The organism is Enterobacter sp. 148H3 (genome assembly GCF_034107425.1).
Taxonomy (GTDB): Bacteria; Pseudomonadota; Gammaproteobacteria; order Enterobacterales; family Enterobacteriaceae; genus Enterobacter; species Enterobacter vonholyi.
The window spans coordinates 172,927-192,907 of sequence record NZ_JAWNEI010000010.1 but is presented as its reverse complement, the minus strand read 5'-3'; the positions used below and the strand labels follow the sequence as shown (position 1 = coordinate 192,907).

The 19,981-nt window shown below is 52.7% G+C and carries 17 protein-coding genes, 1 tRNA gene and 2 rRNA genes; 4 read left to right on the top strand and 16 right to left on the bottom strand.

All coding sequences use genetic code 11. The features are described from left to right. The 3 genes from rrf (USH94_RS16230) to rrf (USH94_RS16220) all read left to right on the top strand — a co-directional run. Positions 1-103, top strand: a 5S ribosomal RNA gene (rrf, locus tag USH94_RS16230); the annotation flags it as partial. Positions 104-117: 14 nt separating this feature from the next. Beyond that, positions 118-193 (top strand) — tRNA-Thr (locus USH94_RS16225). 43 nt (positions 194-236) lie between these two features. Further along, positions 237-352, top strand: a 5S ribosomal RNA gene (gene rrf / locus USH94_RS16220). A 106-nt stretch (positions 353-458) separates the two neighbouring features. Here rrf (USH94_RS16220) and USH94_RS16215 read toward each other — a convergent pair. The 7 genes from USH94_RS16215 to USH94_RS16185 all read right to left on the bottom strand — a co-directional run bounded on the left by USH94_RS16215 (position 459) and on the right by USH94_RS16185 (position 9,871). Then, positions 459-1,217 (bottom strand): amino acid ABC transporter ATP-binding protein, encoded by a 759-nt coding sequence (locus USH94_RS16215; protein WP_111965009.1) that lies wholly within the window; start codon positions 1,215-1,217, stop codon positions 459-461. Positions 1,218-1,224: 7 nt separating this feature from the next. Next, complete coding sequence (locus USH94_RS16210) at positions 1,225-2,328, bottom strand: amino acid ABC transporter permease (protein ID WP_111965008.1); 1,104 nt, start codon at positions 2,326-2,328, stop codon at positions 1,225-1,227. Positions 2,329-2,337: 9 nt separating this feature from the next. After that, the gene (locus USH94_RS16205; protein ID WP_111965007.1) at positions 2,338-3,519 is read right to left on the bottom strand and encodes an amino acid ABC transporter permease; all 1,182 of its coding nucleotides are present in this window, start codon (positions 3,517-3,519) and stop codon (positions 2,338-2,340) included. 66 nt (positions 3,520-3,585) lie between these two features. Then, positions 3,586-4,611, bottom strand: a complete 1,026-nt coding sequence (locus tag USH94_RS16200; RefSeq protein WP_023333654.1) for an amino acid ABC transporter substrate-binding protein — start codon at positions 4,609-4,611, stop codon at positions 3,586-3,588. Positions 4,612-5,084: 473 nt separating this feature from the next. Then, entirely contained in the window at positions 5,085-5,306 is a 222-nt protein-coding gene (locus tag USH94_RS16195; protein ID WP_008502867.1) for a lipoprotein, read from the bottom strand. 303 nt (positions 5,307-5,609) lie between these two features. After that, positions 5,610-8,723 (bottom strand): efflux RND transporter permease subunit, encoded by a 3,114-nt coding sequence (locus USH94_RS16190; RefSeq protein ID WP_111965006.1) that lies wholly within the window; start codon positions 8,721-8,723, stop codon positions 5,610-5,612. An 11-nt stretch (positions 8,724-8,734) separates the two neighbouring features. After that, complete coding sequence (locus USH94_RS16185) at positions 8,735-9,871, bottom strand: efflux RND transporter periplasmic adaptor subunit (RefSeq protein WP_146749037.1); 1,137 nt, start codon at positions 9,869-9,871, stop codon at positions 8,735-8,737. Between the two features lie 385 nt (positions 9,872-10,256). Between USH94_RS16185 and envR the strand changes: the two genes are divergently transcribed. Next, positions 10,257-10,973, top strand: coding sequence for an acrEF/envCD operon transcriptional regulator (gene envR, locus USH94_RS16180; RefSeq protein WP_111965004.1), 717 nt, complete (start codon positions 10,257-10,259; stop codon positions 10,971-10,973). Here the strand turns inward: envR and USH94_RS16175 are convergent. The 9 genes from USH94_RS16175 to accC all read right to left on the bottom strand — a co-directional run bounded on the left by USH94_RS16175 (position 10,892) and on the right by accC (position 19,971). Further along, a complete protein-coding gene (locus USH94_RS16175) occupies positions 10,892-12,970 on the bottom strand; it encodes a putative bifunctional diguanylate cyclase/phosphodiesterase (protein WP_111965003.1) in 2,079 nt (692 codons plus the stop codon). The genes envR and USH94_RS16175 overlap by 82 nt on opposite strands. Before the next feature lie 138 nt (positions 12,971-13,108). Beyond that, positions 13,109-13,273, bottom strand: coding sequence for a DUF2556 family protein (locus tag USH94_RS16170; RefSeq protein ID WP_008502862.1), 165 nt, complete (start codon positions 13,271-13,273; stop codon positions 13,109-13,111). 178 nt (positions 13,274-13,451) lie between these two features. Next, positions 13,452-13,748 (bottom strand): DNA-binding transcriptional regulator Fis, encoded by a 297-nt coding sequence (gene fis / locus USH94_RS16165; RefSeq protein WP_000462905.1) that lies wholly within the window; start codon positions 13,746-13,748, stop codon positions 13,452-13,454. A 23-nt stretch (positions 13,749-13,771) separates the two neighbouring features. Further along, a complete protein-coding gene (gene dusB, locus USH94_RS16160) occupies positions 13,772-14,737 on the bottom strand; it encodes a tRNA dihydrouridine synthase DusB (protein ID WP_023309409.1) in 966 nt (321 codons plus the stop codon). Positions 14,738-15,067: 330 nt separating this feature from the next. Then, entirely contained in the window at positions 15,068-15,808 is a 741-nt protein-coding gene (locus USH94_RS16155; RefSeq protein WP_111965002.1) for a carbonic anhydrase, read from the bottom strand. 128 nt (positions 15,809-15,936) lie between these two features. Next, positions 15,937-16,818 (bottom strand): 50S ribosomal protein L11 methyltransferase, encoded by an 882-nt coding sequence (prmA, locus tag USH94_RS16150; protein ID WP_111965001.1) that lies wholly within the window; start codon positions 16,816-16,818, stop codon positions 15,937-15,939. A gap of 11 nt (positions 16,819-16,829) precedes the next feature. Next, positions 16,830-18,281, bottom strand: coding sequence for a sodium/pantothenate symporter (panF, locus tag USH94_RS16145; RefSeq protein ID WP_111965000.1), 1,452 nt, complete (start codon positions 18,279-18,281; stop codon positions 16,830-16,832). Continuing rightward, positions 18,271-18,513 carry a YhdT family protein gene (locus USH94_RS16140; protein WP_111964999.1) on the bottom strand — a complete coding sequence of 81 codons (243 nt, stop codon included), beginning with the start codon at positions 18,511-18,513 and terminating at the stop codon, positions 18,271-18,273. Before USH94_RS16140 ends, panF begins: the two co-directional genes overlap by 11 nt. Before the next feature lie 108 nt (positions 18,514-18,621). Beyond that, positions 18,622-19,971, bottom strand: a complete 1,350-nt coding sequence (gene accC, locus USH94_RS16135) for an acetyl-CoA carboxylase biotin carboxylase subunit (RefSeq protein WP_003860388.1) — start codon at positions 19,969-19,971, stop codon at positions 18,622-18,624. Positions 19,972-19,981 lie beyond the last annotated feature (10 nt).

Genomic DNA, 19,981 nt, shown 5'->3' with positions numbered 1-19,981 from the left:
GCGCGGTGGTCCCACCTGACCCCATGCCGAACTCAGAAGTGAAACGCCGTAGCGCCGATGGTAGTGTGGGGTCTCCCCATGTGAGAGTAGGGAACTGCCAGGCATCAAATTTAGCGTGCTGATATGGCTCAGTTGGTAGAGCGCACCCTTGGTAAGGGTGAGGTCCCCAGTTCGACTCTGGGTATCAGCACCACTTTATACTTAGGTTAAAGTTCGGCAAGAAGTAAAAGAATTTGTCTGGCGGCTTTAGCGCGGTGGTCCCACCTGACCCCATGCCGAACTCAGAAGTGAAACGCCGTGGCGCCGATGGTAGTGTGGGGTCTCCCCATGTGAGAGTAGGGAACTGCCAGACATCAAATAAGTGAGAAGGCCATCCGAAAGGATGGCCTTTTTGCGTTATGATTCTCGTGAAAACCGTAAGCCCGGTAAGCGCAGCGCTACCGGGAAAAAACTGCTGATTAATGAATTACCTGCGACAGGAATGCTCGCGTACGCTCTGACTTCGGATGCGCAAAGAACTCATCCGGTGGCGCCTGCTCAACAATCTCCCCGCGGTCCATAAAGATCACCCGATCGGCGACGGTTCGTGCAAAACCCATCTCATGCGTCACGCACAGCATGGTCATGCCGGATTGTGCCAGCCCAATCATGGTGTCCAGAACCTCTTTCACCATTTCCGGATCGAGGGCAGATGTCGGTTCATCAAACAGCATAATTTTCGGTTTCATACACAGTGAACGGGCGATAGCCACACGCTGCTGCTGGCCACCCGATATCTGGCCAGGGAACTTATTGGCATGCTCTGCGATGCGCACTCGCTCCAGATAGTGCATTGCCAACGCCTCGGCTTCCTTTTTCGGCATCTTCCGTACCCAAATCGGTGCAAGCGTACAGTTCTGCAGAACGGTCAGGTGCGGAAACAGATTAAAGTGCTGAAAGACCATACCCACTTCCTGACGCACGCGTTCGATATTGCGGATATCTTCATTCAGCTCGATACCATCAACCACAATGCGTCCTTGCTGATGTTCTTCAAGATGATTAATACAGCGAATGGTTGTGGATTTCCCGGAGCCAGAAGGGCCGCAAAGGACGATGCGTTCTCCCTGCTTTACCTTAAGATTAATGTCCTTCAGGACATGAAACTGTCCGTACCATTTATTCACACTTTCCAGCGTAATCATCGCGTCGGCGGGTGTCATAGTTATTTGGCTCATAATTTCCTCAGTGCGGTGTACGCCCGGTGTTAAAGCGCTTTTCCAGATGCTGGCTGTAGCGCGACATGCTAAAACAAAAGATCCAGTAGATCAGGGCAGCAAAGACATATCCTTCGGTGGACATACCCAGCCAGACAGGGTCAACGGTTGCCTGCTGCACGCTGCTAAAGAGATCGAACAATCCGATGATGATCACCAGGCTGGTATCCTTGAAGAGGGCAATGATCGTGTTGACCAGACCCGGAATAACCAGCTTGAGTGCTTGTGGAAGAATGACCAGTCCCTGCGTTTTCCAGTAACCGAGAGCCAGTGATTCCGCCGCTTCGTACTGCCCTTTAGGCAACGCCTGCAGACCACCACGTACAACTTCAGCGACATAGGCGGACTGGAAGAGAATTACCCCGACCAGGGCACGGATCAGTTTGTCGATTGTTGTACCTTCTGCCATGAATAGCGGCAGCATGACCGACGACATAAAGAGAACGGTAATAAGCGGGACGCCGCGCCAGAACTCAATGAAGATAACGGAGAGCACGCGTACAATCGGCATTTTTGAACGCCGTCCCAGGGCCAGTAAAATCCCCCACGGTAGTGCACCGGCTATGCCCACAGAAGCGATAATCAGCGTCAGCGTCAGCCCGCCCCACTGGCGTGTTTCAACGCGTTCCAGCCCAAGGAAACCGCCATACAACAGCACCCAGACAATAATCGGATAAACCACCGCCCAGACGGCAATATAGCGTCCACGGTGAGGCAGCTTGTTCCAGAACATGACTGCGACAGAGAGCAGGCCGATAACCAGCGCCAGATTAATCCGCCAGCGCTGTTCATGCGGATACAACCCATACATGAACTGACCGAAGCGTTCATGGATAAACACCCAGCAGGCACCGGCTTTTGTACAGTCTGCCCGAGTTGAACCGACCCAGTTGGCCTGTAAAAACGCCCAGTTCAGCAGAGGAGGAATCAATTCCCACATGAGCCACAGGCAGACAATCGTCAGCAGGCTGTTACTCCAGCTGGAGAACAGGTTCTTGCGCGCCCAGAGAATGAAACGTCCACCTGTCGAGTTGGCAGGGCGCGAGGAGTGCGACAGTATCGCTTTTGTCATCATAAATCCTTAGCGCTCGACCAGTGCTATACGACGGTTATAGAGGTTCATCAGCAATGAAATCACCAGGCTGATGATGAGATAGACAGACATCGTGATGGCGATGGTTTCAATGGCTTGTCCGGTCTGGTTAAGCACGGTTCCGGCGAAGAGTGACACCATATCCGGATAACCAATAGCGGCGGCCAGCGACGAGTTTTTAACGATGTTGAGATACTGGCTGGTCAGAGGCGGAATGATGACCCGTAAAGCCTGCGGGATAATGACCTGGCGAAGCGTCACGGTATGGGGTAATCCCAGCGAGCGTGCCGCCTCGTGCTGTCCGTAAGGTACGGCCTGGATCCCGGCACGAATAATCTCGGCAATAAACGCGGACGTATAAATCGACAGCGCCAATGTTAGAGCTGCCAGCTCGGGAATTAACACCATTCCACCCTGGAAGTTAAAGCCTCGTAGGTGTGGAACATCCCAGTGCAACGCGGCCCCAAACAGCCAGTGTGCCACCAGCGGCAGGCTAACGAGCAGGATAACTGCCGTGGGCCAGGTTCTGCGAAGCTGACCGGTTTTGATCTGATGCTTGCGGTTAAAACGGAATACCCCGGCAGACAGAGCAAACGCTATCACAATCGCGCCGATAAAAGCGTACAGACCTTCACCCGGCAGAGGAGAAGGGATAGACAACCCACGGTTGCTCAGGAAAAAAAGCTCAAACGCGTCGACGGCCTGACGGGGGCCGGGTAGGTTACGCAATACGGCAAAATACCAAAAGAAGATCTGCAGGAGCGGGGGGATATTGCGGAACGTTTCAATATAAACAGTCGACAGCTTCCGCAGGAGCCAGTTTTCAGAAAGACGCGCCAGGCCAATAAAGAAGCCCAGTATCGAGGCGAAGACGATACAAAGCGCCGATACCAGCAGCGTATTCAGTAAACCGACCACGAACACGCGTCCATACGTGTCACCTTCCTGGTAATCAATAAGATGCTGAACAATACCAAACCCCGCGCTGCGGTCTAAAAACGCGAAACCGGAGGTAATGCCGCGATTATTCAGGTTGGTGATGGTGTTATGGATGAGATACACGGCGATGAGAACAACCGCAACAATAGCAATAATCTGGAATAGCCAGGCGCGGACCGCGGGATGAGAAAAGGATAGCGATCCTTTTACGGCTGAGCGGCGATGGGACATAAGAAACCTCAGTAACCATGACTCTGGAGTGGGCACTGCCGCAGCAGTGCCCGTTACAGCTATGACTTAACGTACTGGTGGTGCGTACTGAATACCGCCGTTGTTCCAGAGATTGTTCTGGCCGCGTTTGATCTTCAGCGGGCTTTCCGATCCCACGTTGCGTTCAAAGATCTCAGAGTAGTTGCCCACCTGTTTGATGATGTTGTAAGCCCACTTGTTATCCAGCTTCAGATCCTTGCCGAAATCACCTTCTTTACCGAGCAGGTGCGCCATATCCGGGTTGGATGGTTTAGCAGCTTTCTCGTCCACGTTTTTCGAGTTGATGCCCATCTCTTCTGCGTTCAGCATGGCGAACAGCGTCCAGCGAACAATGGAGAACCAGTCTTCATCGCCACGACGAACGACAGGGCCGAGAGGTTCTTTGGAGATCACTTCAGGCAGAACAATCCATTCTGCCGGGTTGCTCAGCTTAATGCGTAAGGCATACAGCTGTGACTGGTCAGAGGCCAGCGTGTCGCAACGGCCGGATTCCAGCGCTTTAGCCGATTCATCCGAGCGGTCGAATGTCACTGGCGTATATTTCATGTTATTTGCTTTGAAATAATCGGCGACGTTCAGCTCGGTATCGGTGCCCGCCTGGATACAAACGGTGGCCCCATCCAGCTCCTTAGCGCTTTTCAGGCCGGCTTTGTTGTGGGTCAGGAAGCCGATGCCGTCATAATAGGTCACGCCCGTAAATGACATCCCCATGCCTGCATCACGGGATGACGTCCAGGTGGTATTACGGGAGAGCATGTCGACCTCGCCGGACTGCAGTGCCGTAAAGCGTTCTTTCGCCGTCAGCGGGGTGTATTTTACTTTGCTGTCATCACCAAAAACGGCGGCTGCAACGCCACGGCAGACATCCACATCAATACCGGTAAATTTGCCGTTCGCATCGGCATAAGAGAAGCCAGGCAAACCGTCACTGATACCGCATTGAACAAAACCTTTCTTTTTAACGGCATCCAGTGTCGTTCCCGCATGGGCTTGACCAGCTACGGCAAACAACATGCCTGCAGCGGCCAGGCTGGCTATCATCGTCTTTTTCATAATGCATCCTGTGTGGCGAAATTTATCGTTATAGAGGCGTTTTTAAACGCTTTACCTGTCTGTGGCTTTGGCCAACGTTTATAAAGCAAACGTAATGCCAGTTTTGCGTCCGACAAAATTAGAGATGAGTGAACGCTTAATGCTGAGTGTAGACAGACTTAAATAAAACGAGCGCCCTGAAACGGTGCGAAATTACAACCTGTGCCACAAATTGGAGCAAAAGTTTTGAGTCGAGTCAGGAAAAAGAAGAGATAGTTTTCAGCGTGAATATTGGCAGGGTATTCAATAATATTAATGTGTGAAAATCATCACGATAGGCCAGGTAATTTGAGTGACTATACGAAAAAGTTGTGACTGGCGTCAGGCTTAAATTAATTACGCGAATAAATGCGGGGCTATTTTTTTACTTATTTGAAAATGCTGCACTCATTAAAAGCAAAAGCGCGGACAGAGCCGCGCTTTCTCAACAGATGTTACTTCGTCAGGGCAACAATACCCAGCGTCAAACCCGCCACTGCGGCAGCACCGCCGGCGATAGCACCTGCAGTTTCCCAGTTATCCTGGGTGGTGCCTTTCATACAGGTATTGGTATGAACCAGTCGGCCCTGGTCGTCGTAAACCGGTACACATGGAGAGTCGTGCGCGCAACCAGCAAGCAGCGCAGCGAGGAGTGCAACGGAAATGAATCTTTTCATGATGTTACCTCAGTATTATTTCTCGTCCGCTATAAAGCCAGGAGGGCAATTAACGAACTGGAGGTTATTTTACCACCGGGGTAAGTCCACGTTACACGAGGAATAATCTCAAATTATGTAGTTTGTAAAAATCGTGGAGAAAAGCCGGTTTCAGGACGAATTAATGGAGACATTATGAAGGGGTAATAGAGTGTTTTTACTTAATACAAATCATCGTATTTTTAACATGACTTTTGCTTAATGCCTAATTCATTGTTTATCTTAAAAATAAAAAGGCACCTGAGGTGCCTTTTTAGGGAAATGTTAATCTTTATGACGGGTAAAGCGTCGACGGACAACCACAAAGAAGACGGGCACGAAGAAAATCGCCAGAAGCGTTGCAGAAAGCATTCCCCCCATCACACCCGTACCGACGGCGTTTTGTGCGCCGCTCCCGGCCCCGGCGCTGATTACCAGCGGCATGACACCAAGGATAAAGGCCAGGGAAGTCATCAGGATCGGTCGAAGGCGCATCCTTGACGCTTCCAGTGTGGCTTCAATGATGCCTGAACCTTCTTTCTCCATCAGGTCCTTAGCAAATTCGACGATCAAAATGGCGTTTTTCGCCGATAAACCAATCGTCGTCAGCAGGCCGACCTGGAAATAGACGTCATTGTTTAATCCACGCAGTGACGCTGCGAGAAGCGCCCCAATGACCCCCAGCGGCACAACCAGCATAACGGAGAACGGAATGGACCAGCTTTCATACAGCGCTGCCAGACACAGGAACACCACGATCAGTGAAATGGCGTACAGGGCAGGTGCCTGGTTACCCGAAAGCCGCTCCTGATAAGACATCCCCGTCCAGTCATATCCGATACCGGAAGGCAGTTTTGCCGCGAGACTTTCCATCATAACCATAGCCTCACCGGTACTTTTACCCGGGGCTGACTCACCGAGGATCTCCATAGAGGGCATCCCGTTATAGCGCTCCAGTCGGGGTGAACCATAGACCCAGCGAGCGTTGCTAAAAGCTGAGAAAGGGACCATTTCTCCATTCGCGCTGCGCACGTAAAGGTTGTTAATATCTCCTGGCAACATACGGAATTTTGCGTCGGCCTGTACGTAGACTTTTTTCACGCGCCCATGATCGATAAAGTCGTTCACATAGGTGCCACCTAAGGCCGTCGAAATCGTCTGGTTGACGTCAGAAAGACTGACGCCCAGCGCCTGCGCTTTCTCCTGGTCGACATCAAGCTTGAATTGAGGCGTATCTTCAAGACCGTTAGGACGCACGCTAACCAGCAGGTCAGGGTGCTCTTTTACCATGCTAAGCAGTTGGTCACGCGCCTGCGTTAGCTGGGTATGCCCCAGGTTAGCCTGATCGATTAATTCAAAATCGAAGCCCGTGGCGGTACCCAGTTCGATAATTGCAGGCAGGTTAAACGGGAACACGAGTCCATCTTTAATCTGACTGAAGGCTTTGGTCGCGCGACCGACAATCGCCTCAACGCCGTTTTTCTGTCCCGGGCGTTCCTCCCAGGGCTTCAGGCTGACGAAGGCAATGCCGGCGTTCTGACCCTGGCCGCTAAAGCTAAAGCCATTTACGGTAAAGACGGATTCGACGTTCGCCTTCTCTTTGTTCAGGTAATAGTCCTGTACCTGGTCGAGCACCTGTTGAGTACGCGTCTGAGTTGCACCTGCCGGGAGTTGAACCATCGTCATGAACACCCCCTGATCCTCTTCGGGCAGAAAGGAGGTAGGTAAGCGCAGGAAGAGCACCGCCATCCCACCGACGATGATGACGTACACCACCAGATAGCGCCCTGTCTTGCGCAAAATACCGCTCACGCTGTTGCTGTAGTGCTCCACGCTTTTATCAAAGAGCGCATTAAACCAGCTGAAAAAGCCACCTTTTTTCTGACGATGGTCGTCGGATACGGGCTTAAGCAACGTTGCGCAGAGTGCGGGCGTCAGGATTAGCGCAACCAGTACCGACAGCGCCATAGCGGACACGATAGTCAGTGAGAACTGGCGATATATTGCTCCAGTCGAGCCGCCAAAAAAGGCCATTGGAATAAAGACCGCCGAGAGCACCATGGCGATCCCTACCAGCGCACCCTGGATCTGCTCCATCGACTTCTGCGTGGCCTCTTTGGGCGGCAGGTTATCCTCGACCATGACGCGTTCAACGTTCTCAACGACCACGATAGCGTCATCGACCAGCAGACCTATCGCCAGCACCATGCCGAACATCGTCAGGGTATTGATGGAGAAACCAAATGCCGCCAGAACCGCGAAGGTACCCAGCAGAACGACCGGCACCGCGATAGTCGGGATGAGCGTTGCCCGCAGGTTTTGCAGGAAGAGGTACATGACCAGGAAGACGAGAATGATTGCTTCAAACAGGGTCTTCACCACTTCGTGGATAGAGATTTTTACAAAAGGCGTGGTGTCATAGGGATAGACAACTTTCAGACCCTGTGGGAAGAACTGCTGCAGTTGCGTCAGCTTGCTCTTAATGGCAGCCGCAGTGTCCAGCGCATTTGCTCCGGTTGCCAGCTTGATCCCGAGACCGGTTGCCGCCTGCCCGTTGATTTTAGTGACCATGTTGTAGTTTTCGCCACCGAGCTCAATGCGAGCCACATCCTTCAGATGAACCATCGAGCCGTCCTGATTCACCTTGAGCGTCACGCGGCCAAATTCCCCCGGTGATTTCAGGCGAGTTTGCGCGATGATCGAGGCATTCAGCTGCTGACCGGGAATGGACGGCGTTCCGCCCAGCTGGCCTGCCGCTATCTGGTCGTTCTGCGTTTTCAGCTGGCTGATAATATCCAGCGGCGTCAACTGGTATTTGTTCATCGCGTTGCTGTCGAGCCAGATGCGCATCGCATACTGAGCACCAAACAGCTGCACGTCGCCAACGCCAGACGTTCGGCTGATGGCATCTTTGACGTTTGAGGCGACGTAATCAGAGATGTCGTTCTGCGTGAGATTTTTGTTGTCAGAAACAAAACCGGCGACCAGCAGGAAGCTGCTGCTGGATTTCTCCACGCCGATCCCTTGCTGCTGCACCTCTTGCGGCAGCAGCGGCATGGCGAGCTGCAGCTTGTTTTGCACTTGTACCTGAGCGATATCCGGATCGGTTCCTGACTCGAAGGTCAGAGTGATGGTGACGTTGCCCGCTGAATCGCTGGTGGATGACATATACATCAGGTTATCGATACCGTTCATGTTCTGTTCGATAACCTGAGTCACGGTATCCTGTACCGTTTGAGCGTCAGCTCCAGGGTAGGTCGCGGATATCGCCACGGCGGGAGGTGCAATGGTTGGGTACTGTGCGACGGGGAGTTTGAGAATGGCCAGCCCGCCAGCAATCATCAAAATGATAGCAAGTACCCAGGCGAAAACCGGTCTCTGAATAAAGAAATTAGCCATGTCGTCGTCCCTTAACCGGCTGGAGTCGTTGTGGTATCCGGCGTGGCGACGACGGTTACCCCCGGTCTGACTTTCTGTAGCCCGCTGACGATCACGCGGTCACCGTTTTTCAGCCCTTCGGTTACCAGCCAGCGGTCCCCAATCGCCTGAGGCGCAACGACGGTACGCGACTCAACCTGGTTTTTATCGTTCACCACCATCACGGTGGCTTCGCCTCGCGGTGTGCGGGTCACGCCTTGCTGGGGAACCAGAATCGCATCCGGCTGCGTACCTTCATCAATGCGGGCGCGAACGAACATGCCGGGTAACAGCAGATGTTGAGGATTCGGGAAAATAGCGCGCAGGGTAATCGAGCCGGTACTTTCGTCCACCGTGACGTCAGAGAACTGCAATCTGCCTTTCAGCGGATAGGGCTGTCCGTTCTCCATCAGTAGCTCAACGCTGCTGGCGTTATCGCCTTTTTGCAGGCTCGTTTGTTTAAGGCGCATAAAATCATTGCTGGACTGGGTGACATCGACATAAATAGGATCGAGCTGCTGGACCGTTGCCAGCGCAGCGGTTTGTCCGTTCGTCACCAGCGCCCCTTCCGTCACGCTGGATTTGCCGATGCGACCATCGACGGGAGACGTCACCTTGGTATAAGCAAGATTGATTCGTGCACTTTCAACGCCCGCTTTGGCGGCGACGACGCTGGCATCTGCCTGCTGGGCCGTGGCGACGGCCTGGTCATACTCTTGCTTGCTGACATACTGTGTGCCGACCAGCGGGAGATAACGTTTCACCGTCAGGTGCGCAATATTGGCCGCCGCCTGGGCCTTCGCCAGCTCGCCTTTCGCGTTATCGTATGCCGCCTGATAGGTTGCAGGATCAATCTGATAAAGCGAATCCCCGGCTTTTACATCGCTACCTTCCGTGAAGTTGCGGCGCAGGATGATACCGCTAACCTGCGGACGAACCTCTGCAACGCGGAACGCATCTGTTCTTCCCGGGAGTTCAGTGGTGACAGCCAGAGGCGCGCTTTGCACAATATGCACGCTGACCTGAGGTGCCTGCAGGTGTTGTTGATTTTCCTGACCATCGCATCCAGTGAGCAGTACCGCGCAGACAATGAAACCGGATAAGGGCAAGCGTCTGAAATGATTCGTCATTACTGTTCCTTTAAATACCCATAAACCGATATATGCCGCGAATCGGTAGCGGGGCAGAGGGATAAAAAATAAAATGTAGCTGCGTATAATAATGAGGGTATTTAATCTTTTTTAATTTATAAGTGCGAATGACCATGCTTGCAGAAAAAATCAGAATCAGACCATGTCCATTCAGGGGTATACTTCATGTATATTAATCAGGTAAGTGAGTTTAATGCTTCTTGTTATTCATGCCGCCAATTTAATTGATTTAATGTATTTGTATTAATTATAAATTAATAGAGGTGACTTTTTTTGTGCAAAATTAAAACGGATTTTAGTGAATACTTACATTTGCATGAACGCAATATTACCTTTAAACCTTCTGAGTCACGAGTAGTTGCCTATGGCGCGTAAAAAGAAAGAAGAAGCTCAACAAACCCGGCAGAAACTGATTGAGGCGGCTATCGGACAGTTTGCGATGCGTGGCGTAGCCAGCACGACGCTGACGGATATCGCTGATGCTGCTAAGGTGACGCGCGGCGCTATCTACTGGCACTTCACCAGTAAATCTGAAATATTTAATGCCATCTGGGAACAGCAATTACCCCTTCGCGACATTATCCGCGACAGGCTTTCCCTTTCCGATAGTGACGATCCCTTGTTAAAACTTCGTGAGCAATTTATTACTGCGCTGCAGTATATTGCCCATGAACCCCGGCAATGTGCGCTTTTACAAATTCTGTATCATAAGTGTGAATTTAGCGGTGATATGATTTCAGAGCATGAAATCAGAAAACGTATTGGATTTAATGATGACACGCTCCGTGCCACGCTGGAGACCTGTATTTCGCGGAATATCATTTCGCCAAAGGTGAATGTTGATCTCACCTTGATTGTATTCCACGGGTTTTTTAGCGGAATAATTAAAAACTGGCTAATGAATACCGACAGTTTTAATCTTTATCAGCAGGCCCCCGCCCTGGTTGATAACATTCTGGCGACACTTCCTGTCATTCGCGTGTCGCCTGATGATGCTTACTACTCAGCGGCAGGTAACATTTCTCCTCGGGCACAAAGTGCTTCGATGGTTTCCGCGCTGACGGGTTTACCTAACAGATAACCCTGAAGGGTGTTACAGCCTAGCTCGGTCAAAAAGGCCTGCTGCGCTTCGGTTTCTACACCTTCAGCCACGACTTTCAGGTTAAGTGTTTTTGCAAGGGCTACAATCGCTGAGACAATAGTCGCATCCTCACTCTCCCCGCTAAGCTCTTGTACAAACGCCCTGTCGATTTTTAGTTCGCAGGCCGGTAAGCGTTTGAGGTACAGCAGGCTTGAATATCCGGTGCCAAAATCATCAATGGAGGCTTTCACCCCCGCATCCGTCAGCTCTGTCAGCACTCGTACGCTCTCATCCGGGTTGCTCATCGCCGTGGTTTCCGTCACTTCGAGGATCAACAATTCCGGTGGCACCTGGTGAAGTGCCAGGCAGTCGAGAACCGTTTTAACCAGCGAAGGTTGTTCAAACTGCAGTGTCGACAGGTTTACCGCCATTGACCAGCTTTGATGCCCCTGCAGATGCCATTCCCGCAGCTGGCGACAGGCTTCATTAATCACCCAGTTGCCTATGGGGATGATCAGCCCCGTTTTTTCCGCCAGCGGCAGGAAAAGGTCAGGGGTCAGTAACCCCTGCTTAGGATGCTGCCAGCGTAATAACGCCTCGAATCCGAGGACAGGACCCGCGGGGGCGTTGAATTTTGGCTGATAGAGCAGGCGCAGCTCATTGCGCTCGATTGCCATCCACAAATCGTTCATTAACTGGAGATGGGTCTGCGCCAGGGTGTTCATGGAGGGCTGGAAAAAATGGTAACCGTTACGGCCCATATGCTTCGTGTGATACATCGCCGCGTCGGCGTTAAACATCAGCTCACGCTCGGTTTTGCCGTCGTGAGGGTACAGCGCAATACCAATGCTGAGGGTAACCACCAGTTCATAGGGACTGAGATTGAATGGACTATCGATCGCGCGTACCAGCGAATTCGCCAGCGACGCCGCGTCGTCCGGACCTTCTCCCTCTGCCAGCAGAACAAACTCATCACCGCCAATACGTGCAAGGGTGAACTGGCCTTTCAGGAGAAGCAGCAGACGCTGTGTAACGGCGACCAGCAGCCTGTCACCGACATCATGGCCGTAGGCATCATTGATGGCTTTAAAACCGTCAAGATCCATGAACATCAGGGCAAAATGGGTTCTTTCACGATCGGCTTTGCTGATGGCCTGATCGAGTCTGTCTTCCAGCAGGATACGGTTGGGCAGACGCGTGAGGGTATCGTGTAGAGCCAGTTGAGCGAGTTCCCGGTTAGCTTCTGCAAGCGACGAGGCCAAAAGGGCGGTACGAGCCTGAAGGCGGGCATCCAGCATCGAGACCAGCAGGGTGATCCCAAGAATAGAGAGCGCGACGACGCTAACCAGCACCGCCAGCCAGCTCCCGTTGATACCCTCATGATGAACCATTGTGGACATCGGAAACTGCGCCGCTTTCATCCCGGCATAGTGCATACCGGCAATGGCAATTCCCATCGTGATGGCGGCACCCATGCGCATCAGCACGACCTGCGCTGCTTCGTGGCGCAGGCGGAAGGTCAGCCATAACGCCGCGAGTGAAGCGGCAAGCGCAATCGCGACCGAAATGGCCACCCAGACCTTGTCCCAGATAATCCCGGGCATCACTTCCAGCGCCGCCATACCGGTGTAATGCATTGCAACAATACCGCTTCCCATCACCAACGCTCCGGGCAGCAGTCGGCGCAGGCGTAATTGCTCGCAGCTAACGAGCCATAGCGCAAATAGCGACGACCCCACGGCGATGACCATAGATAACACCGTCAGGGTGGCGTTGTAGCTCATGCTCATGGAGAGGTCCATCGCCAGCATACCGATAAAATGCATGGCCCACACGCCAATACCCATAGCAATACCGCCGCCAGCCAGCCAGACGCGGGCAGCGACGCCCTCGCTTCCGGCAACGCGTGCAGCCATATTCAATGCGGTATACGCAGCAAGGATGGCAACAACAAAGGAGAGGACGACAAGGATATGGTTGTATTGGCTGACCAGCATGGACGGTTCTACTCGAGTGTGGGGTTACGCTAGAGCGGTTGAGAAGGGCGAGACATTATCACCGTCAGGTAATGGCTCAAAGGGATTTAAATCCCCGTTTTTAGTGGGTAATAACAGGTGATTTGCGCAATCGAGCGCTTAGTCGAGCTCTGAGCAGTTCACGAGTTTAAGGGGATTCACGGAGTTCATATTGCGACACTTATCGGTTTCGGTGCTCATCAGTTCAATCCACTGCATCAGGAGTGCATCGAAAATGAGAACGGAGATTGCAAAGACAACCAGCCACCAGTATTTACGAATCATTGTGTCATTCCGCGAGAAGAGCGCCAGTAAGGTGGGGGAAATATACACCAAAATCTTCGGTTTCAAAGCGGGATAAGTGAAGGTTTACAAAGCGTTGACGGACTGAAGCAGGGGAATAAAAAAGGCGCTTCCCCATGCCGAAGAGCGCCTTTTTACACAAGCATTTAACTGATTAGTATCAGTTCATGCCGTATTTTTTCAGTTTCTTACGCAGAGTACCACGGTTGATACCCATCATCAGCGCAGCGCGGGTTTGGTTACCGCGGGTGTATTGCATCACCATGTCCAACAGTGGCTGTTCAACTTCAGCCAGTACCAGCTCATACAGGTCATTAACATCCTGACCATTCAGTTGAGCAAAATAGTTCTTCAGTGCCTGTTTAACCGAGTCACGCAGGGGTTTTTGAGTTACCTGGTCCTGAGAGTTAACGGTAGAAACGGTCAGTACGTCAGAATTTACGCGTTGTTCGAACATAGTTCTGTCAGCTCTTTATTTCATTACGCAAGATTTTCGAAGTATGCCTCCAACGCCTCCAGCTGTACGCTGGCATCCTCTATGGCGTTGAATGTGCGCCGAAACTGGTCATCTGGAGCGTGCTCCTGGAGATACCAGGAGACGTGTTTACGCGCAATTCGGTACCCTTTTGCCTGACCGTAGTGGTCATGCAGTTCCCGAACATGCGAACAAAGCAAGCGCTTAACCTCTGCCAGAGGCAGCGGGGCAAGCAGCTCCCCAGTGTCCAGATAATGCTGGATTTCCCGGAAGATCCAGGGTCTTCCCTGAGCTGCACGTCCTATCATCAGAGCATCAGCTCCCGTATAGTCGAGTACAGCCCTGGCTTTAAGCGGGTCAGTTATGTCGCCATTCGCGATAATCGGAATGGAAACTTTCTGCTTAACTGCCCGAATGCTGTCGTATTCAGCTTCGCCGTTGAACAAACAGGCGCGAGTGCGTCCATGAATGGTCAGGGCCTGAATGCCACAGTCTTCGGCCAGTTGGGCAATCTCTACACAGTTACGGTGTTCCGGCGACCAACCCGTGCGAATCTTCAACGTAACAGGAACGTCCACCGCGCTGACAACCGCCGTCAGGATAGCTTTCACCTGGTCGGGGTATTGCAGAAGGGCTGAACCTGCAAGCTTGCGATTCACCTTTTTGGCCGGGCACCCCATATTGATATCAATAATCTGGGCACCACTTTCCACGTTAATTCGCGCGGCATCTGCCATCTCTTCAGGCACGCTTCCGGCAATTTGCACGGTGCGAATACCTGGTTCATCAACGTGCACCATCCGAAGGCGGGATTTATCGCTTTCCCAAACCTGCGGGTTAGACGACATCATCTCGGATACGGTTAAACCGGCTCCCATCTCATAGCACAGCGTCCTGAACGGCCGGTCTGTAATACCTGCCATAGGGGCTGCGATCAGGCGATTTCTAAGCTGGTGGTGTCCGATGCGCATGAGTTAAGAAATGACCATACTGTGACTGCAAGGCGGCGTATATTACGCATTTTTTGCACGAGATGAAAGGCCAAACTTTGAACAATCCACTGTTGTAGATCAAGGAATCGCCGCTCAATCTTTCCGTTAAGAATTATTCACTATTTAAATCATTGTGTTATGCGGGAATGACTATTTTATGGGCGCTTACAATTTCCCGTAACTTCTCATCATTTCTGAATAAAGGGCTTACCTGAGCGGGATAATCTGCTGTTTTTAGCAGCAGATTTCCCGTCTTCTTTGCGATCTGCGTCGCATTTTAGAACATGATCTTTAGCCTCTGGATGGGCGTTATTCGACCACAACACGCCCATGCAGAGACTGTACCGGACGGTTATTATCGTGATGCATTGTCCCGGTGAATCTGGCAAGTTGTTCAGCAGAAACCGTCAAGGGTTGCTTAAGCACAATCCAGGTGACGCCTTCTGAACACGGCGGGGTGGTCAGTGAACCGCTAAAGCGCCAGTACGTTTTATCTTTCGGCAGCAGTTTGTTCAGGTTGAGATCCTGTTTGATGGAGACGTTCTGCTCGGCCTGCTGAGGCATAACGCGCCACAGTTTTTCAAGCTCCGGGTTTGCGGCCCCTTTATCAAACATGACCGCCACCACCGTCAGTTCCCCGCCGGCATTTTTATGAACCAGATGCATTTCCATCGCGTACCTTTTTCCATGCACGGTATTTTCGCTCGGCGCGTGAAAATGGAACTGTTGTAACGTCCAGGTTTGCTTATCAAGAGTAAGGGTATCGCGGGTGTCAGCCTGTTCATCAGCCTGAATGGTATGGCCATTGTTTGTCAGTGTAACAGGGCCATCAACGTAGTGGGTTTGCAGCGGGGAAAGATGGGCGTTAGCGGTCGAATCAATATTAATTGGAGACTGGTTCATTCCGCTTTGACAGGTCTTGTAGGCCTCGTCCAGCTCGCCCCAGTGTTCCGGTGAACCTTCCCCTTCGTAGTTCCAGTGTGATGCAAATGCTGAAGCCGAGATCATGCTCAGCGCCAGCAGCGCTGCCTTGCCTGTAATGTGTTTCATCATATTCTTCCGGTGAATTTTTGTAATACAAACCAACGTGATTTGTGGGGTTATTTTACCGAAGAATGACCGGGGGAGAGAGGATTATCAAAGGGAGAAAGGCGTGGTCAGATGACCACGCCAGATTCTTATTTTTTATGGCCGGTGATGCGGCACCACTCTTCTTTTTCCACGACCGGATCGAGGGCAAAGAGATCGGCGTAGGCTTCACATACGCTGTCGGCCTGGTTTGCCAGGATACCGGAAAGCCCCAGCAGACCGCCCTCAACGGGCAGCACGCTGATTAGCGGGGCCAGCTCGCGCAGTGGGCCCGCCAGAATGTTTGCGACCACCACGTCGGCTTTCATCGCTTCTGGCTGCGCATCCGGCAAATACAGTTCCAGTCGATCGGAAACGCCATTACGCTCGGCGTTATCGCGGCTGGCCTGAATGGCCTGCGGATCGATATCGATCCCGATGGCTTTTGCCGCGCCCAGCTTCAGGGCGGCAATCGCGAGGATCCCGGAGCCACAGCCGAAGTCGATCACTGTCTTACCGTCCAGATCCAGACCATCCAGCCACTGCAGGCAAAGGGACGTGGTTGGGTGAGTGCCGGTACCAAACGCCAGACCCGGATCGAGCATGACGTTAACCGCGTTTTCATCAGGAACCTCGCGCCAGCTCGGGCAGATCCACAGGCGTTTGCCGAACTGCATCGGGTGGAAGTTATCCATCCACTCGCGTTCCCAGTCTTTATCTTCCAGCTGTTCGATTTTGTGGGCAAAACCCGCACCCAGCAGAGGATGATTCTCCAGAATTGCGACAACCTCTTTCATGTCGGTTTCGGCATCAAACAGGCCAATAACGTCGGTATCACCCCACAGGCGGGTTTCGCCCGGCAACGGCTCAAAGACCGGCGTGTCATGCGTGTCCTGGAAGGTGATAGAGACCGAACCGGCCTCCATCAGCGCATCGCTCAGTTCCTCGGCGTTAGCGCCGGTTGTGTTCAGTTTTAGTTGGATCCACGGCATGGCAAAACTCTTTATTTATCAGTAGAAATCACAGCGGGCTGTGGGACGGGCTGACCGAAACGGTTTCCCACCACAAACGCCAGTAAACTCAGCAGTAACGAAGGCACAATCGGATGGAAGCCCAGGTACTGAATCTTAAACGTTGCAAGGACGGCGTACAGCACACCGCCGACAATCATGCCGCTCAGCGCGCCCGCAGCGTTTGCGCGTTCCCAGTAGAGCCCTAACACCAGCGGCCACAGGAATACCGCTTCAAGCCCACCAAACGCCAGCAGGTTCAGCCAGATGATCATCTCAGGCGGGCGCCATGCGGCTAACAGCAGCAATGCCCCTAACGCCAGAGTAATAATGGCCGACATGCGCTTCAGGCGCCGTTCATTCTCTGCCTGCTCAGGACGCAGGTTCAGATAGAGATCTTTAATGATCGTAGCGGAACTTTGCAGCAGCTGAGCGTTGATTGTCGACATAATGGCGGCCATCGGGGCGGCGAGGAAGATCCCGGCGGCAAATGGCGGCAGCACTTTAACCATCAGGGTTGGGATAACCAGATCGGGTACGGTAAGGTCAGGAATAACTGCCCGACCTAACGCGCCCGCCAGGTGCATACCAAACATCAGGATCGCAACCACGATAGTGCCGATAATGATACCTCTGTGCACGGCTTTGCTGTCTTTGTAAGAGATACAGCGCACGGCGGTATGCGGCAGGCCAATCACTCCAAAGCACACCAACACCCAGAACGAGGTCATAAAGGTTGGCGAAAGGATGTCATCTGCGCCCTGCGGAGAGACCAGTTTCGGGTCGATGGTTTCCAGCGTTTCGACTGCGTGGCTCAGGCCACCAGCAGCATGCACAATGCCCACCAGCAGAACAATGGTGCCAACAAGCATCACCAATCCCTGCATCGTATCGTTCAGCACGCTGGCGCGGAATCCGCCAAACGCGGTATACAGCGCAATGCTGACTCCGAAGATGATCAAGCCTGTCTCGTAGGGGATCCCGGCCGCCGTTTCCAGCAGGCGTGCCCCGCCGATAAACTGCACCGTCATTGCGCCAATAAAGGCCACCAGCAGGCTTATGCTGGCCAGCCACACCAGTAAACGGCTCTGATAGCGGGCAAAAAGCATATCATTGAGCGTCACGGCATTATAACGGCGCGCCAGAATGGCAAATTTTTTGCCCAGTATGCCCAGTGAGAGCCAGACGGCTGGAAGCTGGATCATCGCCAGAAGCACCCAGCCTAACCCGTATTTATAGGCTGCTCCGGGTCCGCCGATAAACGAACTGGCACTGATGTAGGTCGCGGTAAGCGTCATGGCCAGCACGACGCCGCCCATCGAGCGGCTACCAAGAAAATACTCGTTCAGGAAGGTGCCCGTCGTTCTTTTACGCATGGCGTAAACGGACAAACCAAACACCACTAACAAGTAAGCGATAAGCGGCAGAATGACTTCAAGCTGCATCATCGTCCTCCAGCGGGATATCGCGATAGATGAATTTCACCATTGCCCAGCACAGCAGGATGAAGACCAGCGGTACCAGCAGGCACGCCATTTCGAACCAGTGCGGCAGGCCGGTGAAGCCAATAGCGGAGTCAGGTAAGTAAGCAGTTACCAACCATGCTGCGAGATAGAGAAGGGTCAGCCACAGCGCCCAGCGCGCTTCTTTATGGGCCTGAACAAAACGTTTGTCCATTTATTGTCCCTTGTGGATGAAGAAAGCGGGGATTGTACATGATGAGCCTTTCCTGGCCCCAGAAATAAAAAAGGCCGGATAATCCGGCCTTTTAGCAACACAGGTCTCTTACTTCTCGTTCAGACCGAGTTTTTTCTCCAGATAGTGGATGTTAGTTCCACCATTCTGGAAGTGCTCGTCGCTCATGATGCGCATCTGCAGATCAACGTTGGTTTTGATACCGTCGATGATCAGCTCCTGCAGGGCATTCTTCATGCGGGCAATCGCCACGTCACGATTTTCGCCGTAGCAGATGAGCTTGCCGATCATTGAGTCATAGTACGGCGGTACGGTGTAACCGGCGTAGATATGAGACTCCCAGCGCACGCCAAAGCCACCCGGCGCGTGGAAACGCGTGATTTTGCCCGGGCTTGGCAGGAAGGTGTTCGGGTCTTCGGCGTTGATACGGCATTCTACCGCATGGCCTTTCACCACAACTTCTTCCTGCTTGATGGACAGCGGCTGGCCTGCAGCGATTCGCAGCTGCTCTTTGATCAGGTCAACGCCGGTGATCATTTCGGTAACCGGGTGCTCAACCTGAATACGGGTGTTCATTTCGATGAAATAGAACTCGCCGTTCTCGAACAGGAACTCAAAGGTACCCGCTCCACGATAGCCGATATCGACACACGCTTTAGCGCAACGCTCGCCGATGTAGCGACGCAGTTCCGGAGTAATGCCCGGCGCTGGTGCTTCTTCGACCACTTTCTGGTGACGGCGCTGCATAGAGCAGTCACGTTCTGCCAGATAGATTGCGTTACCCTGACCGTCAGCCAGCACCTGAATTTCGATGTGGCGTGGGTTTTCCAGGTATTTTTCCATGTACACCATGTCATTGCTGAAAGCGGCTTTCGCTTCTGCTTTGGTCATGGAGATGGACTGCGCCAGTTCAGCATCGCTACGCACAACGCGCATACCGCGACCACCGCCGCCGCCGGACGCCTTGATGATAACCGGGTAGCCAATGCGTTTAGCATGAGCACGGTTAGCATCCATGTCGTCGGTCAGAGGGCCGTCAGAGCCTGGTACGGTTGGAACACCGGCTTTTTTCATGGCGGTGATTGCAGACACTTTGTCGCCCATCAGGCGGATGGTGTCGGCTTTCGGGCCGATGAAGATGAAGCCAGAGCGTTCAACCTGCTCAGCAAAGTTGGCGTTCTCAGAGAGGAAGCCATAACCCGGATGAATTGCCACCGCGCCGGTGATTTCAGCGGCGCTGATGATAGCCGGGATGTTTAGATAGCTTTTTACGGACGGAGCCGGGCCAATACAGACCGTCTCATCCGCCAGCAATACGTGTTTTAAATCGCGATCCGCGCTTGAGTGCACAGCGACGGTCTTGATGCCCAGTTCTTTACAGGCACGAAGAATACGCAGTGCGATCTCGCCGCGGTTGGCGATAACAATTTTATCCAGCATGTACGCCTCG

Bases quoted from the DNA above. Each gene is read 5' to 3' on its own strand.
- USH94_RS16175 (WP_111965003.1), bottom strand. From the start codon at position 12,970: ATGCTGGTCAGCCAATACAACCATATCCTTGTCGTCCTCTCCTTTGTT.
- accC (WP_003860388.1), bottom strand. From the start codon at position 19,971: ATGCTGGATAAAATTGTTATCGCCAACCGCGGCGAGATCGCACTGCGT.
- fis (WP_000462905.1), bottom strand. From the start codon at position 13,748: ATGTTCGAACAACGCGTAAATTCTGACGTACTGACCGTTTCTACCGTT.
- USH94_RS16200 (WP_023333654.1), bottom strand. From the start codon at position 4,611: ATGAAAAAGACGATGATAGCCAGCCTGGCCGCTGCAGGCATGTTGTTT.
- USH94_RS16185 (WP_146749037.1), bottom strand. From the start codon at position 9,871: ATGACGAATCATTTCAGACGCTTGCCCTTATCCGGTTTCATTGTCTGC.
- envR (WP_111965004.1), top strand. From the start codon at position 10,257: ATGGCGCGTAAAAAGAAAGAAGAAGCTCAACAAACCCGGCAGAAACTG.
- USH94_RS16155 (WP_111965002.1), bottom strand. From the start codon at position 15,808: ATGAAACACATTACAGGCAAGGCAGCGCTGCTGGCGCTGAGCATGATC.
- USH94_RS16210 (WP_111965008.1), bottom strand. From the start codon at position 2,328: ATGACAAAAGCGATACTGTCGCACTCCTCGCGCCCTGCCAACTCGACA.
- dusB (WP_023309409.1), bottom strand. From the start codon at position 14,737: ATGCGCATCGGACACCACCAGCTTAGAAATCGCCTGATCGCAGCCCCT.
- USH94_RS16140 (WP_111964999.1), bottom strand. From the start codon at position 18,513: ATGGACAAACGTTTTGTTCAGGCCCATAAAGAAGCGCGCTGGGCGCTG.
- USH94_RS16195 (WP_008502867.1), bottom strand. From the start codon at position 5,306: ATGAAAAGATTCATTTCCGTTGCACTCCTCGCTGCGCTGCTTGCTGGT.
- prmA (WP_111965001.1), bottom strand. From the start codon at position 16,818: ATGCCGTGGATCCAACTAAAACTGAACACAACCGGCGCTAACGCCGAG.
- panF (WP_111965000.1), bottom strand. From the start codon at position 18,281: ATGCAGCTTGAAGTCATTCTGCCGCTTATCGCTTACTTGTTAGTGGTG.
- USH94_RS16205 (WP_111965007.1), bottom strand. From the start codon at position 3,519: ATGTCCCATCGCCGCTCAGCCGTAAAAGGATCGCTATCCTTTTCTCAT.
- USH94_RS16190 (WP_111965006.1), bottom strand. From the start codon at position 8,723: ATGGCTAATTTCTTTATTCAGAGACCGGTTTTCGCCTGGGTACTTGCT.
- USH94_RS16170 (WP_008502862.1), bottom strand. From the start codon at position 13,273: ATGATTCGTAAATACTGGTGGCTGGTTGTCTTTGCAATCTCCGTTCTC.
- USH94_RS16215 (WP_111965009.1), bottom strand. From the start codon at position 1,217: ATGAGCCAAATAACTATGACACCCGCCGACGCGATGATTACGCTGGAA.